This is a genomic window from Bacillus sp. PK6-16 (assembly GCF_056530295.1).
The window spans coordinates 1,407,887-1,425,829 of sequence record NZ_CP096511.1 but is presented as its reverse complement, the minus strand read 5'-3'; the positions used below and the strand labels follow the sequence as shown (position 1 = coordinate 1,425,829).

The window sequence follows — 17,943 nt, the reverse complement described above, 5'->3', positions numbered from 1 at the left end:
ACGAGCCATCTCATTACACGCTTATAATAAAACTATTGTTTCTACTCATCCTTCCATTTTTGGAGCATATGAGTAGAAAAAAGTAAAAACCTCTTATGGAGATAAGAGGTTTTTACTTTTTTTCATTATTCAGCGTCTGTATTTTGATACGCCATCTTAAACAACTTCACTTGGCTATCAATTTCTTCTGTACTACCATTAATAACATAATAGTAATCACCATCTTTATTTTGTTCACGTGTTTTCACATTATCAGCTAATGTAAGCTGTAAAATCGCCTTAATTCGTGCCTTCATTTCAATATCTAATATCGGGAAAGATATTTCCACTCGCTTCTCCATATTTCGCGTCATCAAATCAGCTGAAGATAAATATATTTTCTCCTCCCCATTATGATGGAAATAATAAATACGGCTATGTTCTAAATATCTTCCAACAACACTAACTACACGAATATTTTCACTTACATTTGGAATACCAGGTCGTAGGCAACATGTTCCTCGAACAATGAGCTCTACCTTTACTCCAGCTTGTGATGCTTCGTACATTTTTTTTATTAACGGTTTATCTGTTAATGAATTCATCTTAGCGATAATATATCCATTTCCATATTGCCTATGATAACGGATTTCTTCATCTATTAAATCCATAAATTGCTCTCTTATATCAAATGGAGCAACCGATAAATGATGAAAATGTGGCTTTGTTGTATAACCACTTAAATAATTAAAGAAATTGGTTGCATCGACCCCAAAATCTTTTCTTGATGTAATATATCCAAAATCAGTATATAACTTCGCTGTTGCATCATTATAGTTCCCAGTTCCGAGATGTACGAACCTTTCGATTTTTCCGTTTTTTCTCCTTACAACTAGCGTAATTTTACTATGTGTTTTCAAGTGACTGACACCGTAAATAACATGACAGCCTGCCTGTTCCAATTCTTTAGCCCAGTGAACATTGTTTTCTTCATCAAACCTTGCCTTTAATTCAACTAATACCGTCACTTGTTTTCCCTTTTCAGCCGCTATCTTTAACGCCTGAATAATCGGTGAATCACCACTTACACGATATAACGTTTGTTTAATCGCAAGTACATTCGGATCGTCTGCCGCATCACGGACAAAATCAACTACCGGCTGAAATGATTCAAAAGGATGATGTAATAAAATATCATGCTCAATTGCTTTTTCAAATACATCTTCTTCATCACCTAAATCTTGAGGCGGTTGCGGAATAAGAGCTGGATATACAAGATGTTCATATAAAGGAGCTAGTTTTTTATATAAAGAAAACAAACATGTCAAATCTAATGGGCCATCCATTATATATACATCTTCATCTTTTACTTCCAGAACCTCATATAATAACGCTAATACTCTTTCATCAATGTGTTCTTTCCCAACTTCTAAACGTACAGCAGCACCCCACTTACGCTTTTTTAATTCTTTTTCAATTACCTTTAATAAATCTCTCGCACCTTCTTCATGAATCGTTAAATCTGCATTGCGTGTAATACGGAAACGAGTAACAGATGATACTGTATATCCCGTAAATAATTTATGAGTAAAGCTACTAATTACGTCTTCTAATAAAATAAATTTATGCTTTTGCCCTTCGCTCGGTAAAATTATGAAGCGCTCAAGTAATGAAGGAACTTGTACAATCCCTAACTTCGTCCTGTTTTCTTCTTCCGCTTGCTTCTCATCATATAAAAGAGTAGCCAAATTCAAACTTTTGTTTAATAACATTGGAAATGGGCGATATGCATCAATAGCTACAGGAGTTAACACCGGAAAAATTTGCTCGTCAAAATACTCTTCTATAAATTCTCGCTGCTCTTTCGTCAAATCATTGAATGTTAAACGTTCAATTCCCTCTAACTCAAGCGCTGGTAATACATAATTTTTAAATGTATCATATTGTACTGTCATTAGTGCATGGGCTTTTATCGCAATTTTATTTAATTGCTTTTTCGGTGTTAAGCCAGCTTTATTTTCTGGTTGATTAAATCCAGCACTCACTTGATCCTTTAATCCCGCTACACGTACCATAAAAAATTCATCTAAATTCGAACTAAAAATACTAATAAATTTCAATCTTTCCAAAAGTGGATTATTTGCATCTTGCGCTTCTTGTAAGACACGTTCATTAAATGCTAACCAACTTAACTCTCGATTATTGTAATAAGCTGTATCATTTAAATTTACTGCATTCCCCTTCAATAATTCCATTCTCTTCACACTTCCCCTTGAAACTTTTTTACTATAATTTAGTTAATTTCATTTTATCAAATTACAATATTACAAAGTGTAAATTTTTCGTAAAGACATCCGTACAACCTAATGTTTTAGTTCAAATAATAAATGAATATTCGTTTTTAATACTCTTTCTAACTGTTTTTTTTGTTTTTCAGCTTGTACTTTTTCTGCTAATGCCGATTGTTCACATAAAACTTTAAACGTTAATCCCTCTTCGCTTTCTGTTATAGATATGGTATCAATAAGCGATCGTTGCCTTACATTTAAAGTAGCTGAAAACTGTAAAACAGCTCCTAACAGGCGGATTTTTTTTTGTTCGCTTTTATCAAACCAACCTTCAAATGGAGATAAATGTTGTTTAAATAACATTTTTGATTTATACGATGCAATAAGCGCTAGCCTTACTCGATTTTTATGCATCATGCCATCAATTGTCTTATTCGCTAATAAATAAAACGTATGTAAACGGCTCGCTTCTTCGTCTATATATTTGCCTATATTAAATACTTTCGCAGCTTGATGGAACACTTCCCAGTCTTTTACTGACATAGAAATAAGCCCTATTTCCTCAAGTTGTTTGCAAATTAGTCTTCCATGTTTAATAAGTTGAATAACAAATTCCATGTCCATTTCGTATTCATGTGATAGTAAATGCAAACTTTCTTCAACTACGTTCGGATAATATGAAATCCCCAAATCTTTTGTCAACTCTTCATAGAAAACACCTTCTCTTAACCCTTTTCTACTTAATACAAATGCCGGTGCCTCTATAACATTAACAAGTGTATGAAATACTTCAACCGCTGGAATAATCGTATCTGCTCGATCTTTTGCTAATCCTTCCAATTTCTGAAGTTCTATGAACGACAATTTTTCCAATTCCTCTTTTACACTTTCAATATCTTCTTCTTTCATCTTGTATAAATGTAATCCTGCTATAGGATAACATATTAAATTTTGATGGATTTTTACTAAGTTCCTAGCACTACCACCAATTGCAATAAGAGGCAATTTCTTATTGATTAACCATGGTAACGTTCGAAATTGAAACTCTAAATACTGTTGCATTCCCTCTAACTCATCTTTAGTAGGAATATCACCTTTAATAAATTGTTGCTTTAAAGAAAGTGCCCCAAAAGGAAAACTATGGTACTCTAAAATCTCTCTATTTCTAAAGTATGTAACTTCCGTACTTCCCCCACCAATATCTACCGTTATTCCTTCTGAAAACGATGTAGAATTCATAACCGCCAAGTATCCGTAACGCGCTTCCTCATACTCTGATAATACTCTAAGAGTAAAGTCCGTTTGTCCTTCAACAAGCTTTTTAATTTCCTCTTGATTCTCCGACTGTCTAATTGTTGCTGTTGCAACACAAAGTACATGATGCAACTGATGGAATCTTGTACTTTCTTGAAATTGAAATAATGTCTGTAATAATACTTCTATTCCCTCTTCATTCAATACACCATCAATTAAGTAATTCCTTAACCTAGCAACAACTTTCGTATTTTCAATCTCTTTATAAAAACCTCCATTTTGCTTTTCATAAATAACTAAACGCATTGTATTAGATCCAATATCTATAATGGCATACTGTTGTTTTAATATTTCTTTCAAACTTCTCACTCTTTCATTATCAAATTTCAAAAACATATTCTATTACTATTATACAAAATAGTTGTTTTTTGTAACAATATTGCTTTAATATTGAAAATATATACAATCACTTTTTGCGTATAATAAATACCTATTTTATTTATGGTATAATAATGAAAAATTGAAAGGAGATTCAATATGAAACCTTCACAACCACAATCTCAATTACAAAACCAACATTCTATTAATCGACTAGCTCAATCTATTTTCGTTGTGAATCGTCATGCTAAAGCAGCTACTAATCCTAAATATTTATACTGGTTAAAAAAGACAGCTTTAGAACGTTTGATTGCTGAAAAAAAAGCAATTAAAGAAGGATTGCATTTTTCTAGAAACCCACGTTTTAGCCAACAACAATCTGATGTCCTTATACGTTTAGGCGATTATTTTTTCCACATCCCTCCTACGAAAGAAGATTTTCGAATTCTACCGCATCTTGGCCATCTTGAATCCTCCTATCGAAATCCGAAAACAACCTTATCTTTAACAGTAGCAAAAAAAACACTTCAAGATTATATTGGTCCTGAAGCATTAAAACAAGAAAAAAAATTAAGTGAGCCTGTTCCATGGTATAGTCGTACTTATACAAAAAAATAAAACAGTTTGGCCAAGTGTAGGCCAAACTGTTTTATTTTTTCTCTTCTTTAATTTTAATATTTGCTTGTTTATAAAAAGCTACTTTTTCTGTATTATAAGACTTTGTAAATTCATTAAATTTATCTTTTTCTGACTCAATATCCTTATAAGATTGATTTACTACTTTTACTTTTTCACTAATATCTTTTAATTTAGTACCTTTATCTTGTAACATTGTATATAACTCTTTTTCTTGTTTTAAAGATTTGTTATAGCTGTCATACATTTTATTAAATGAATCGTGGCGTTTCTCATACGTGCTTTTCACTTTATCAGCTTGATCTTTCAATTTCTTATCTTCAATTTTCTTCACATACTTATCAGCTGACTTCACTTCTTCTTGCGCTTTATTTAAAACTTCTTTTTCTTTTGTAAGCACTTTTTCTCGTTCAGTTGTATTTTTCACTGCTTGATTCAGTTTTTCTTTAACAGTTTGATTATTATCTTTTCCTTCTTGAACAATCTGGTTATATAATTCTTGTCCTTCTTTCTCTAAAGTCTCAAGTTTTTTTGCATCTTCAAACATTGTTTTTTCTTGTTTAGCAGCGTTTTCAAACGCTACATATAATTCTTCTTCTGGTTTCGGACCGAAACAACCGGCTAATAAAATCATTGATAATGTAGTTACAATTGCTAATTTACTATATTTCAACATCTCTTCCTCCTACTTATAAACGACCATCGTGTAATATAAAAAAGTTATAAAATATGTAATTGTTCTATACACTCGCATCTTTTTTACGAAGATCATTAATATTGTTTGTACAAATTATTACTTGATATTACATTATTCTTTTTGAATTATTTAGCAATTCCATATCCATCTTTAAGTATACTACTTCGTGTTTTTTAAGGCCTGTTCACACTATGTATTACTTTAATATCCACGGAATTTCATCTCAGTCTTAATAAGACTATAATAGTTCACCTGATAAAAGGTGATCGCTCCGCTCTCACGTCTATCATTCCCTTTCCAGCTTTCTATCAATTAATCTCTTTGTTCATTTTACACAGTACAATCGATATCTCGCAACAACTTACAAATATTCTTTTCATTTCCTAAAAAGGAAAAGTGTAGAGCTTGCTTTCCTCTACACTTTTAAAATAAAACACACTGTGCAAATTGCATTGGCACTACCATCATAATTATATGCTTATTTCATATATTTTTAAAGACTTTTATTACAAACGTGGCGTTTTTTGTAATAAAAGTCAAAAAAATGTTACAAATAAAACATCTTCCTATCATATATCTTCAAATCAAAGCTTCACTCATTTTCTTGCAAATTTCTATACTGGTACAATTGATTTTGCGACTTTCTCAACAGTTCTTCAAACGTTTTTCCTTCTACTGGATAGCTAGCTGCTCCAAATAAAAGAGTGACACTGAGTAAATCACCTTCTATTTCACTTTCAATATTTTTCATTAATCGTTTTGTTATTGTTGATGTTTCATGACCATTATCAATTGCTACAATAACGTACTTATTTTCATCCCACTTTGTAACAACATCGCCCTTCCGAATTGTCTTTACAATGGTACTCTCTAATTTTTGTACTAACACTCCCAACTTTTTTTCTTGCAACGTGTCTTTTAATCCTTCCCATTCTTTTACAGAAAGAATGTACACTGTAATATTACGAGAATCTCTTTCAGATAAAGCAGCTACTTTCCCAAAAAAATCAACAACAAAATCATTGCTTGCCATTCCTCCTACTTCCATACCCATACGCTCGTTCGCTCTTTTATCGTACCAATGTCCAAAATAATAACTTAGTATCATTTGCAATATATAAATAATAAAGACGGTATAAAATGATCGTGAATCCAGTTTTGCAATTACATCCTGAAGTGCAATCCATTCTGTAACTGCCACAGTATTGCCAAGCAATAATCCACTAATTTTCCCTTTATGTTTCATACTTTCCCCCCTTTTATACCAATATATGTTTCTATATCAATAATGTTTTTCTACAAAATAAAAAATGTACATATGCAATGTACATTTCTGCTTAAGCTTGTATACCTTTTCTACTCTATTTCATATATATAATATATAACTTTTATAGAAAGGAGTAATCTATATGCTACAAAAAGAGAATCTATCAGATGCTATGCGTTTACTAGCTGGTTTTCTATTATCATTAAAATTATTATTTACCTCTTTCGGGATACACTTTATTACAAACGATCAAATCGACGCTATTGTTAATGTTGTTTCATTTTTATTTATTCTATACTTTGGCTACAAAAATAACTATGTAGGAAAAAAAGGAATGGAGCAAAAGAAAATACTCAAAAAACACAACCTTCACTAAAAAAGGAACCTTTTGTACAGGTTCCTTTTTATCATTGACGCACAACAACTTCATTTGTTTGCAGTGGGCCATATGATATCTCTTTATCTTGAAATGTATATGTAGCCTGAAAGAATGTTTGTTTAAGAGCTTTATCTTTATTAGCTTTTATTTTACAACGTAGTTCCACCTTCTCATTCGGTAACAAATCATCAATTCGCCATCTAACAAGCTGGAATAAAAACTCACTTATCCCCTTATCAACTTTTAAAGAATTAGGAATATAAGCAAAGTAATCTCGAATCATATGACTTACAACAACTCTCGAAATCATTTCTACCCCTTTATTTTCCACTTCAATTCGCATAATAAGTATGTCGTTTACATCGTAGGTCAATTCATACGAAAACTGTTCTGTATACATACTACCAATTTGTAATGTAACGGCTACTTGAGGAAATTCGTTTTCCTTTTTCGATCCGTCAATCCACAATACTGGTTGTAGCGGTATTGAATACTTTCCTGTATCCGAAATTCGTCCCCATATTTTCATAATATATATTCACCTCATTTCAGATGTAACATACACACAATGAATTCCCCAAATTACTAAAGCTTGCTACAAGCAATGTTTAATATTTCTCTTCCTTTTATCCTATTCGACAATATGAAGAAAAAACCATTTTTCATCTATTAACAGAAGGTGTTCTTTATGAAATTTTTTTACAATTTACTTCATTCCCTTCATAGCAATATTCAGTATGGCTCACTCGTTCTCTACTCATACGAAAGAATATTTTGACGTAAGAAAAAGTTTGCCTTATAGTCAAATTTGACTATAATATTCTTTATGGCATATCAGTGCACTTATGGAAAAGAAATTAAAGTCAACTATACATTAAAATTTTTTATCCACTGCACTCAAAACTTAATATAGTTTACTTATTTCTAAAGGAGGGTTATATTTGGAAACTCAACCATTAAAAAAAGAAGCCAACAAGACAAAATTTGTTGTTGCTGGTTTACTGCTTGGTATATTAATGGCCGCAATGGATAATACAATCGTTGCAACCGCAATGGCAACAATCGTTGGAGACCTAGGAGGATTTGATAAGTTTGTTTGGGTCACATCAGCTTATATGGTAGCAACAATGGCAGGGATGCCTATCTTCGGGAAACTTTCTGATATGTACGGGCGGAAACGTTTTTATATTGGGGGCCTCATTCTTTTCTTATTCGGTTCTGCTCTTTGCGGAACAGCTTCAAGTATTGAGCAATTAAGTATTTATAGAGCTATTCAAGGGATCGGTGGTGGTGCCCTTATGCCTATCGCCTTCACAATTATGTACGATATCTTCCCACCAGAAAAACGCGGGAAGATGACAGGACTATTCGGTGCTGTTTTCGGGACATCTAGTGTATTCGGTCCTTTATTAGGTGCTTATATTACAGACTATATAAGTTGGCATTGGGTCTTCTATATTAATATTCCATTAGGACTTATCTCCTTTTTCTTCATTACTAAATACTACAGTGAGTCTCTAGAATTTAGAAAACAAAAAATTGATTGGGCTGGTGCTATTACACTTGTCATAAGTATCGTTTGCTTAATGTTCGCATTAGAACTTGGTGGTAAGGAATATGCCTGGAATTCTACTGTAATTATTGGCTTATTTACAACAGTAGTTATTACGCTTATTATTTTCTTCTTTGTAGAACGAAAAGCAACCGAGCCTATTATTTCGTTCCATCTATTTAAAAAACCTTTATTCGCAGCTAGTCAAGGAGTTGCCTTTTTCTATGGTGCCGCTTTTATTATCTGTACAGTTTATATTCCAATCTTCATTCAAGGCGTTCTTGGAGGTTCCGCCTCTAATGCTGGATTAATTTTAACACCAATGATGGTTGGTTCTGTAATTGGAAGTCAAACAGGAGGACAATTAGCTTCTCGAACAAGCTATCGTAACATTATGATGGTATCTGGTGTCTTCTTCGTTCTTGGTATTTATTTATTAAGTACTTTAACAATGGACACACCTCGTTTACTCGTAACACTATTTATGATTCTCGCTGGGCTTGGTGTTGGCTTCTCATTCTCAGTATTAAGTATGTCTTCTATTCACAAGTTGGAAATGCGGGACCGTGGTTCGGCGACATCAACAAACTCATTCTTCCGATCACTCGGTATGACCCTTGGTGTAACGATTTTCGGTACAATTCAAAATCATATTTTTACAGATAAACTAAACTCTGTATTTCCCCCTGAACTAGCAAAATTAGCTCCAAAAGGCGGAGACACAAGTTTCTTATTATCACCAGGCGCTACCGCAAAAATTCCTGCTGAAATATTAGCGGGTATTAAAGAAGCTCTCGCTACATCTATTGCGAATACATTCTTCTGGGCACTCATCCCGGCTGTACTAAGTATTATTTGTATTTTACTTATGGGAAATGAACGCCTCTTTACAGGCCCTAAAAAGAAAGAAAAACAAAAGCAAGTTAGTTAATATAAAAAAGAAGCGGCATATTCCTTTATGAAAAAGGATATGCCGTTTATAATATGTATAAAGTGAAACTTTAATCAGTAGGGGGATGTTCATCCCCCACTGATTATTAGCCCACACCAATCGGGCTTTTACGGGCAGTTAATCCCCACCTAACTTCTTTGCTTCCGCTGAATTTTTGGGTGGGGATCTTACTGGATAAAGTTTTTATATACAGGAGTTGAGACAGCATGAGCATGAAATTAGTCATTCTCGGCTTGCTACTCGAAGGAGATAAACATCCATATGAAGTGCAGCATATTATGAAAGAACGACAAATGGATTGTTACATTAAATATGCTAAAGGATCACTTTATTACGCCTTCGAGCAATTAGAAAAGCAAGGGGCAATTCATATTACAAATGTAATTAGAGACACAAATCGACCTGACAAAACGATTTTTCATATAACAGAAGAAGGCAAAAAACTATTCCACACTTTACTATTAAAACAATTCGAAGCCAAAAACCAAATATATACACCTATTTATTCAGCCTTATCTTTCGCTCACTTTAGCAATGATCACGAATTAGTTCCTATTTTAGAAAAAAAGAAAAACGATACTCTTCAATATTTACATACTATGCAAACGATATATGATTGTAATAAAGGAAAGGTTCCACGTGCACAACTATATATTTTGCAAAGTGTAATTGAGCATATTACAGTTGAATTACAATGGCTAAACACCCTCCTTAAAGATGCTATAGCAGGCCGACTTTCAGAAGTTGCTATAGATGAAGATTGAGCTATGAAAGAAGACATCCCTACTTCTTTCATAGCTCAATTTCTCTTTTCATACTGTAATATTATTCGTTACTCCAGAATATAAAAAGTCAGAATACTAAGAAATAAAAACTTTAGAATTTTCTTATTTTAAAACAGTAGACAAAATTCCAAAAATTATGTTAAAATTTGTTTCAATATCATATCGCTTGTTAAATTCCTTTCAAAAGGAAAATAGGTACACGAAAGTTTTGTTTCGTGTTTAAAAGGGAAGCTTGGTGAAACTCCAACACGGTCCCGCCACTGTAAATGCTGAGATTTCTTTTTGGTGCCACTGTGAAAACGGGAAGGTAAAAGAAATTATATGAAGCATAAGTCAGGAGACCTGCCTGTTTTAACAACACTGATAGATTCACGGATGATGATGAGGTGTTAAAACAAAAAGGAAGGCTTATTTTCTATGTCTTTGTACTTTTTGTTATAGGTATTTCCTAGTAAACGGAAATGCTTACTTTCAATTAGGGAGGAATTTAAAATGGCAATTCAAACAAGTAACTTAGGTTATCCACGTATCGGACTACAACGAGAGTGGAAAAAAACATTGGAAGCTTTTTGGTCCAATAAAATCGATGAAGAACAATTTTTAACAACAATGAAAGAAATTCGCCTTCAACACGTAAAAGTACAGCAAGAAAAAGGGATTGAACTCATTCCAATTGGCGACTTTACATATTATGATCACGTTTTGGATACTGCCTATATGCTAGGATTTATTCCATCACGTTTTTCTGAGTTTACATCTTACCTTGATGTATATTTCGCAATGGCGCGTGGCTCTAAAGATCACGTAGCTTCCGAAATGACAAAATGGTTTAACACAAACTATCACTATATCGTTCCTGAATATGAAGAGGGATTACAAATCTCTTTAAAAGATAATCGTCCACTTCGCTTATACGAAGAGGCAAAACAAGAATTAGGAGTAGATGGAAAGCCTGTTATTTTAGGACCATATACTTTCTTAAAATTAGCTAAAGGCTATACACAAGAACAATTTCCTACCATTTTAAAACAGTTAGTTGCACCTTACGTACAACTGCTTTCAGAACTACATGCAGCTGGTGCACCAGCCATTCAAGTTGATGAACCGATTTTCGCTTCTTTAACTAAAAAAGAAGTTCAACAAGCAAAAGAAATTTATGAAGCTATTCGTAAAGAAGTTCCAAATGCGACTCTTCTTTTACAAACATATTTTGATAGCGTAGAAGAAAACTATGAAGAAATTATTACATTCCCGGTATCCGGTATTGGATTAGATTTCATTCATGGTAAAGAAGGTAATCTAAATGCTATTTCAAAATATGGATTCCCAGCTGATAAAACTTTAGCTGTCGGTTGTATAGATGGCCGTAACATTTGGAGAGCTGACCTTGATGAAGTTCTTGAGTTATTTACAACGTTACAAAAACAAGTCCAAACGAAAGATATCATCGTTCAGCCTTCTTGTAGCTTATTGCATACACCAATCGATAAAACAGAAGAAACTCACTTATCGACTGAGCTGTTTGATGCGTTAGCATTTGCAAATCAAAAATTAGAAGAGTTAGTTCTTATTCATTCCGCTCTCACTCAAGGTACAGAAAGCATTAGTAATGAGCTGGAAACATATCGAAACGTACATCATACAATTCATTCATCTGCTGCACGTAACCGAGAAGATGTCAAAGCAGCACGAACAGCACTAAAAGAAGAAGATTTTTCACGTCCTCTTCCATTTGAAAAACGATACGAATTACAACAAGTTGCTCTAGAGTTACCGCTATTACCAACAACGACTATTGGTAGCTTCCCGCAAACAACTGAAGTTCGTCAAACGCGAAAAGAATGGCGTAACGGTGTTATTTCAAATGAACAATATGAACAATTTATTGAAAAAGAGACAGAAAAATGGATTCGTTACCAAGAAGAAATTGGGCTTGATGTCCTTGTACATGGTGAATTTGAAAGAACTGACATGGTCGAATATTTTGGTGAGCGTCTTGCTGGTTTCTCATTCACTAAAAACGGTTGGGTACAATCATACGGTTCCCGCTGCGTAAAACCACCTGTTATTTATGGTGATGTAGCCTTTATTAACGGCATGACTATTAAGGAAACAGTTTATGCGCAAAGCTTAACAGAGAAAGTTGTAAAAGGAATGTTAACCGGACCTGTTACAATTTTAAATTGGTCCTTCGTTCGAAATGATATTCCAAGAAAAGAAGTTTCGTATCAAATTGCACTAGCTCTTCGTCACGAAATTGAACTACTTGAATCTTCCGGAATTAGAGTAATCCAAGTCGATGAGCCCGCACTTCGTGAAGGAATGCCACTAAAAGAAAAAGATTGGGATGCTTATATTACATGGGCAGTACAATCCTTCCTTTTAGCAACTTCTTCTGTAGCAAATGAAACACAAATTCATACTCATATGTGTTACAGTAACTTCGAAGATATTGTTGACGCGATTCGCGCATTAGATGCAGATGTAATTTCTATCGAAACATCAAGAAGTCACGGAGAATTTATTGATACATTAAAACATACAACATATGAAAAAGGCATCGGCCTAGGTGTATATGATATTCATAGCCCACGTGTACCGAGTAAAGATGAAATGTATAAAATCGTAGAACAATCTTTAGAAGTATGTGATCCTAAATATTTCTGGATTAATCCTGATTGTGGTTTAAAAACGAGAAGAACAGAAGAAGTTATTCCAGCTTTAGAACATATGGTGCAAGCAGCGAAAGATGCTCGTTCCCTTTTAAAAACAAACGCATAACAAAAATGGGTTATCCTTTTCTCAGGATAACCCATTTTTTATTCTTTACTTTCAAAAAAGAATTCATATTGTATTTTATATAATTCATCATCCGTTGGCTCTTCAAGAGGAATTGCTTGTAATACAACTGTATACTCACCATTTGGAATAGGTATTTGAAATTTATTAGAAAGAATACTCGTTATAACGATACTTTCATTTTCAACTGTAAAAGGAACCGTAATCGTTCTAACTACTTCTTCTTTTTCAATATGTTTCCCTGGGGTCACTTTCACTTCACAAGTATAATCAGAAAGTGCTTCAAAAATAACAGTTCCATCTGCCTTAGCATAACCTCTTTCAAAATCTTCATCAGTCCAATCTACATAAGGTTGCTCACCGTCATAGTTCATCAACATTAATTGCGAATAAGAAATCGTTAACTCCATAGTTCCCCTTCTCCTTCATTATGAAATATACAACTACTACTTCACTTCAAATTTTACTCGCGTACCATCTGGGTATTTATCTAACTTATTCCCTACCCAAGAGCCTGCTCCACGGTTATCCGCCGGACTTATATATTCAATATGTGCTCCTTTTCCGCCTTCCTTGCACATCGCCATTGGCCATTCATCACGATCATACCCTTTTTTTGATGGATATGGTGCTAACGACAATTTCCTTCTATCTGCAGCACCACCACGATCGATTGTACAAACTTCTGAATGCCCTTCTTTTATAGCATCCGTAATATGTTTTCCTGTCTCTGGATAACGTTCTTTCGGAAATTCTAACACTTGATCATACGTATTCGTTTTCTTTACACTTGTTTCCTCTGGCACAAGTACTTCATAAACTGCTACTAAAATGGACAGAATTGCGATAATTGAAATGATAATACCTTTTAATTGCTTCATGTATACCTCCATGTTTCTACCAGTTTCTTTTCCTCCGTTATTATAACAAACTTCTCCTGTATATGTTTTCAGACATTATTTTAGTTATTCCTTGCCATTCCGCCAAAAATTTTCATTTTTTCACTAATGCTGTAGAAAACTAATAGCCTTCCGACATTCTTTTTCAAAGGAAGTCCTCATAAAAGATTGAAATGATATATACGATACTTTTTGGGGAGGAAATATGATGGAAGCTACCTATAAAACGAAAGATGTCACGAATAAAACAGGCATCCCAAAACATATAGTTCGCAAATATAGTCAACTGTTAGAGGAACATGGTTATATGATTTCCAAAACAGCTGATGCTCGTATTTATAAACTTGATGATTTAAAATTATTGAAATCTATACACGAAAGAGCTGCTACATTACAAGAAGATATTTCAGAAACGATACCGATTATTTTAAAAGAAAAAGAGGCCCCACCTGTACCAGTTATACAAGATAAGCAAGAGATACAAACGAAAGAAAAAGAAGATGGGCGTAACTTTGAGGAGTTCATGTTAAAACTTGAAATGCTAGCTCAATTAAATGAGGCAATTATTCATCAAAATTCTACTTTAATTACACAAAATCGTTTAAAGGATGAGAAACTAGACGAATTGATGCAACAAGTTTATGTAAAAGAAGGCTCTCAAGAAAAAATGCTTCAAGAGTTAGTCGATCACGCCGCTCAAACAGATGCACTGCAAAAAGAAAAGATGGACTTATTAATGAATCATATGTATAAACGAGAATCCAAACAGGAAGAAAAAATGAATAAACTTGTTAGTCAAATTTATAATAAAGACAGTAACCGTGATGCACAGCTTATGCAAGTTATTCGAGAAATTCAAGAAACAAAAAGAATGGTTGCTGCCTCAAAAGAGCAAAGCTTCTTTCAATCATTTAAAAGTTTATTTAGCCGAGCAAAACAAGAAAAAACAAATGAATAAACAATATAAAATAAAAAGTTACCTTTCATCGGTAACTTTTATTCCTTATTTTGTACAGCTGGTAATATAATAATTGCTTCAGTGCCTTTTCCACTTTCACTCTTATATTCCAATGTACCATTATGCGCTTGTAAAATACTAAATGTTACCATAAGTCCTAATCCTGTCCCTTTTTCTTTTAAAGAATAATATGGTTGCCCAAGCCTTGCTAACTGTTCTTTCGTCATACCAACACCACTATCTTTAACTCTTATTATGATTGTTTCATCTTTTTGAATAGCTGTTACTTTTAAATATCCTTTATTTCCTTGAATTGCTTCAATACCATTTTTAACAACATTCATAATAGCTTGCTTCAATTTTGTCTTATCACCAATCGTATAAAGACTTTCTGAAATTTCAACTTGTAAATATACACCTTGCATCGCTGCAAATGACGACATAAGAGTGGTCATTTCTATTAATTGGGCTGATAAACAAATGTGTTCTTTTTTCTCAATTTGCGGCCTTGCTAAATTTAAGTAATCTGAAATAATTTGTTCCGCCCGATCCAATTCAGCTAATACGAGACGCATATAATCCTTATTCTTCACATCTTCCGTACTTTCTAGCAATTGGATAAATCCACGAACAACAGTTAGTGGATTTCGAACTTCATGTGCCACACTTGCTGCTAACTCACTTACAATATTAAGCTTTTCTGATTTTTGCATCTCTGTACGTAGCAATGCATTTTCATTTAAATATTCAGTTAAATACACCTGGAATACCATTGTCATGACCATGATAAGCGAGGCAAATATAAATCCGCTATATATTTGCGAAATATACGGTGTAAATCCTGTTTCCAAAAGAACATTAATCATGCCTAATACTAAAGAAACAAGCACATAAAATGATGAAATCATAAATGCTAAAATTAATTTCTTATCCCTTGAAAAAAGAGACCATTTCTTTGATAAAAATAGCGGAACTATCAATAAAAATATTACTTCTAAAACTGGAAGAAAGCTCATTCCCTTTAGTAACCATTCGTATGCAACAAAAATAACCGCTGGGATTAAACCAACAATCCCACCATATAAAAAACCACTGACAATTGGAATGGGGTGAAAGTTATACCCACACACATTGCCAAAACAAATAGAGTATGTCATGGAGAGAACGAGCGTAACGCTAGATAAAAACATAATAAAGTAACGATTTGGCTTCGGAGGCATTTCTTGATAGCGATTTAAACGAATCGCTTCATATAAAAATAGTGGCAAAATTATGATGGCAATTTGAATCAATAAATCACGGATAAGCTCCATAACCTCTCATCCCCTATATGTATTTTGATATGATTATATCATTTTATAGGTGTATTTGTTTTAAAATTTTGATTTTTCTTAACATATTTGTTAATTCTTTGTTAACAACTCATAATAATTGTTACAGATTTTCGAAATGATTGTAAACCCTGTACCAAATTTCCTTCGTGCAGTATACAATGAATACGGATTAAAAAGAAAATATAAAAATACTTTTTTAGACGGACAACTATAGCAAAATACAGCATATAATCCATACTATCTATGTTTACAAATAAGTGATCATTACTTTAGTAGGAGGAAGATAAATATGGCGGGTACTACGCTTGTTTTAAAAGAAGAAAATTTGGTTGTTCTAGAAAATGTTGAAAAATCAGTATATGAAGAGTTACAGCATAAAGCGGGAGAAGAAAACTGCACATGTGCTGTGAACGAATCAGTTGTTCACCTTGGCAAGGTATCCTCTGTACTCTGGAATGAAGATGAAATAGATTGGGAATACGGATATTAAAAAGTCGCTTATAGCGGCTTTTTTTCTCTTTTCTCTCTCTTTCTAAATAACATATACAAAGCGTAATCATAGAAAATATGATAAAATGAACTTAATTTTCAAACGGAAGAAAGGGAGATACAATGGAACAATTCATTAACCCTAGAGTGAAGGATATCCAAATTTCTGGAATCCGTCAATTCTCTAACATGATTCAAAACTATGATAATTTGATTTCTTTAACAATTGGACAACCCGATTTCCCTACACCTTCTCTCGTGAAAGAAGCGGCAAAACGGGCTATTACAGAAAACTATACAAGCTATACACATAACGCTGGTTTACTAGAATTACGTAAGGCAGCTTGTAACTTCGTAAAAGATAACTACGATTTACATTACTCACCTGAAAACGAAACCATCGTTACAATCGGTGCTAGCGAAGCAATTGATGTTGCATTCCGAACGATTTTAGAGCCAGGAACAGAAGTAATTTTACCTGCTCCTATTTATCCAGGTTACGAACCCATTATTCGATTATGCGGTGCAACGCCTATTTTTGTAGATGTTCGTGAAACTGGATTTCGTTTAACAGCTGAAGCGCTTAAAAATGCTATTACAGAAAAAACAAGATGTATCGTACTACCGTATCCTTCTAATCCAACTGGTGTAACTTTATCCACAGAAGAATTAAAAGATATTGTAGATGTTTTAAAAGATAAAAATATTTTCGTCCTTTCAGATGAAATTTATAGCGAGCTTGTATATGAACAAAAGCATACATCTATCGCACATTTCCCAGAAATGCGTGAAAAGACAATTGTCATTAACGGTTTATCTAAATCACATTCTATGACTGGCTGGCGTGTTGGACTTTTATTTGCACCAAGCTATTTAGCAGGACACATATTAAAAGTTCATCAATACAATGTAACGTGTGCTACTTCAATCGCTCAATACGCTGCAATTGAAGCATTAACAGCAGCTAAAGACGCACCAAAAATGATGCGCCACCAATATAAAAAACGCCGTGATTACGTATATAATAGACTCACTCAAATGGGATTAACAGTTGAAAAGCCAACAGGTGCATTTTACTTATTCCCATATGTTGGTCATTTGACATCTTCATCATTTGATTTTGCACTTGATCTTGTCAAAGAAGCGGGACTAGCTGTAGTTCCTGGAACAGCATTCTCTGAATACGGTGAAGGCTACCTTCGCTTGTCCTATGCGTATAGTATCGAAACTTTAAAAGAAGGCTGCGACCGATTAGAAGCCTTTCTAATGAAAAAAGCTAAGAGTTAAACTCTTAGCT

16 protein-coding genes and 1 riboswitch are annotated in these 17,943 nt (G+C 33.5%); of the genes, 8 read left to right on the top strand and 8 right to left on the bottom strand.

All coding sequences use genetic code 11. The features are described 5' to 3' along the window. Positions 1-125 precede the first annotated feature (125 nt). Both M1D66_RS07480 and ppx read right to left on the bottom strand, forming a co-directional pair. Positions 126-2,234 carry a polyphosphate kinase gene (locus tag M1D66_RS07480; protein WP_000421680.1) on the bottom strand — a complete coding sequence of 703 codons (2,109 nt, stop codon included), beginning with the start codon at positions 2,232-2,234 and terminating at the stop codon, positions 126-128. 108 nt (positions 2,235-2,342) lie between these two features. Next, positions 2,343-3,917: an exopolyphosphatase gene (gene ppx / locus M1D66_RS07475; protein ID WP_242555090.1), complete on the bottom strand. Its 1,575-nt coding sequence runs from the start codon at positions 3,915-3,917 to the stop codon at positions 2,343-2,345. Between the two features lie 141 nt (positions 3,918-4,058). Between ppx and M1D66_RS07470 the strand changes: the two genes are divergently transcribed. Continuing rightward, positions 4,059-4,517: a YkyB family protein gene (locus M1D66_RS07470; protein WP_000804864.1), complete on the top strand. Its 459-nt coding sequence runs from the start codon at positions 4,059-4,061 to the stop codon at positions 4,515-4,517. Positions 4,518-4,548: 31 nt separating this feature from the next. On the opposite strand, the gene M1D66_RS07465 is transcribed toward M1D66_RS07470, so the two are convergent. Continuing rightward, positions 4,549-5,211: a YkyA family protein gene (locus M1D66_RS07465; protein WP_000922498.1), complete on the bottom strand. Its 663-nt coding sequence runs from the start codon at positions 5,209-5,211 to the stop codon at positions 4,549-4,551. Between the two features lie 613 nt (positions 5,212-5,824). Next, positions 5,825-6,478 (bottom strand): diguanylate cyclase domain-containing protein, encoded by a 654-nt coding sequence (locus M1D66_RS07460; RefSeq protein WP_000680811.1) that lies wholly within the window; start codon positions 6,476-6,478, stop codon positions 5,825-5,827. Positions 6,479-6,641: 163 nt separating this feature from the next. Here M1D66_RS07460 and M1D66_RS07455 point away from each other — a divergent pair, with 163 nt between their 5' ends. Further along, the gene (locus tag M1D66_RS07455) at positions 6,642-6,875 is read left to right on the top strand and encodes an SPP1 phage holin family protein (RefSeq protein WP_000939448.1); all 234 of its coding nucleotides are present in this window, start codon (positions 6,642-6,644) and stop codon (positions 6,873-6,875) included. A 31-nt stretch (positions 6,876-6,906) separates the two neighbouring features. On the opposite strand, the gene M1D66_RS07450 is transcribed toward M1D66_RS07455, so the two are convergent. Beyond that, positions 6,907-7,407, bottom strand: a complete 501-nt coding sequence (locus M1D66_RS07450) for a hypothetical protein (protein WP_000708120.1) — start codon at positions 7,405-7,407, stop codon at positions 6,907-6,909. 412 nt (positions 7,408-7,819) lie between these two features. On the opposite strand from M1D66_RS07450, the gene M1D66_RS07445 reads away from it, so the two are divergent. From M1D66_RS07445 to metE, 3 genes are all read left to right on the top strand, one after another. Further along, on the top strand, positions 7,820-9,361 hold the full coding sequence (locus M1D66_RS07445; protein ID WP_000449912.1) for an MDR family MFS transporter: 1,542 nt from the start codon (positions 7,820-7,822) through the stop codon (positions 9,359-9,361). 227 nt (positions 9,362-9,588) lie between these two features. Then, positions 9,589-10,146, top strand: coding sequence for a PadR family transcriptional regulator (locus tag M1D66_RS07440; RefSeq protein ID WP_242555089.1), 558 nt, complete (start codon positions 9,589-9,591; stop codon positions 10,144-10,146). Positions 10,147-10,343: 197 nt separating this feature from the next. Then, a riboswitch (cobalamin riboswitch) is annotated at positions 10,344-10,531 on the top strand. 128 nt (positions 10,532-10,659) lie between these two features. Further along, the gene (gene metE / locus M1D66_RS07435; protein ID WP_242555088.1) at positions 10,660-12,948 is read left to right on the top strand and encodes a 5-methyltetrahydropteroyltriglutamate--homocysteine S-methyltransferase; all 2,289 of its coding nucleotides are present in this window, start codon (positions 10,660-10,662) and stop codon (positions 12,946-12,948) included. 38 nt (positions 12,949-12,986) lie between these two features. Here the strand turns inward: metE and comJ are convergent, their stop codons facing one another. Together comJ and nucA are read right to left on the bottom strand one after the other, a co-directional pair. Beyond that, a complete protein-coding gene (gene comJ, locus M1D66_RS07430; protein ID WP_000424030.1) occupies positions 12,987-13,376 on the bottom strand; it encodes a competence protein ComJ in 390 nt (129 codons plus the stop codon). 36 nt (positions 13,377-13,412) lie between these two features. After that, on the bottom strand, positions 13,413-13,847 hold the full coding sequence (gene nucA, locus M1D66_RS07425) for a DNA-entry nuclease (RefSeq protein WP_000811494.1): 435 nt from the start codon (positions 13,845-13,847) through the stop codon (positions 13,413-13,415). A gap of 226 nt (positions 13,848-14,073) precedes the next feature. Between nucA and M1D66_RS07420 the strand changes: the two genes are divergently transcribed. Next, entirely contained in the window at positions 14,074-14,823 is a 750-nt protein-coding gene (locus tag M1D66_RS07420) for a DUF3967 domain-containing protein (RefSeq protein ID WP_000388471.1), read from the top strand. A gap of 38 nt (positions 14,824-14,861) precedes the next feature. Here the strand turns inward: M1D66_RS07420 and kinB are convergent, their stop codons facing one another. Further along, positions 14,862-16,136, bottom strand: coding sequence for a sporulation sensor histidine kinase KinB (gene kinB, locus M1D66_RS07415; protein ID WP_000420369.1), 1,275 nt, complete (start codon positions 16,134-16,136; stop codon positions 14,862-14,864). A gap of 310 nt (positions 16,137-16,446) precedes the next feature. Here kinB and M1D66_RS07410 point away from each other — a divergent pair, with 310 nt between their 5' ends. Beyond that, positions 16,447-16,647 carry a hypothetical protein gene (locus tag M1D66_RS07410; protein WP_000929280.1) on the top strand — a complete coding sequence of 67 codons (201 nt, stop codon included), beginning with the start codon at positions 16,447-16,449 and terminating at the stop codon, positions 16,645-16,647. A 122-nt stretch (positions 16,648-16,769) separates the two neighbouring features. Further along, complete coding sequence (locus M1D66_RS07405; protein WP_000434578.1) at positions 16,770-17,933, top strand: aminotransferase A; 1,164 nt, start codon at positions 16,770-16,772, stop codon at positions 17,931-17,933. Positions 17,934-17,943: the final 10 nt, after the last annotated feature.